This window comes from Dysgonomonas mossii, assembly GCF_004569505.1.
Taxonomy (GTDB): Bacteria; Bacteroidota; Bacteroidia; order Bacteroidales; family Dysgonomonadaceae; genus Dysgonomonas.
Window position 1 is genome coordinate 1 of sequence record NZ_SPPK01000123.1, and the last position, 395, is coordinate 395.

The 395-nt window shown below is 68.9% G+C and carries 1 protein-coding gene; it reads left to right on the forward strand.

What is annotated here, in order from left to right:
• Positions 1-395, forward strand: a 395-nt coding sequence (locus E4T88_RS19060; RefSeq protein WP_221411839.1) for a calcium:cation antiporter, incomplete at both ends; no start/stop codon positions are given.

The following is a 395-nucleotide window of genomic DNA, read 5'->3' on the forward strand; positions in this document are numbered from 1 at the left end:
GCTGGGCGTGAGCGCGTCGCTGGCCACCCTGGCGGCCATCGCCATCCTGACGCTGGTGCTGCCGAACTACACTTCCAGCGCCGCCGGCCCGTACTACAACTCCAGCCAGCTCATTTTCATCGCTGTCATCTCGCTGGTCCTGTACGGCACTTTCGTGCTGGTGCAGACGGTGCGCCACCGCGACTACTTCCTGCCCAAGGAAGCCGTCGGCGACGAAGAGGTGCATGCAGCGCCACCCACGCCCACCGTCGCCTGGGTCAGTGCCGGCGCGCTGCTGGTGTGCCTGGGCGCCGTGGTGCTGCTGGCCAAGTCGCTGGCGCCCGCGCTGGAGACGGCGATCGCCGCCATGGGCGCGCCAAAGACCCTGGTCGGCATCGTCATCGCCGCCATCGTGC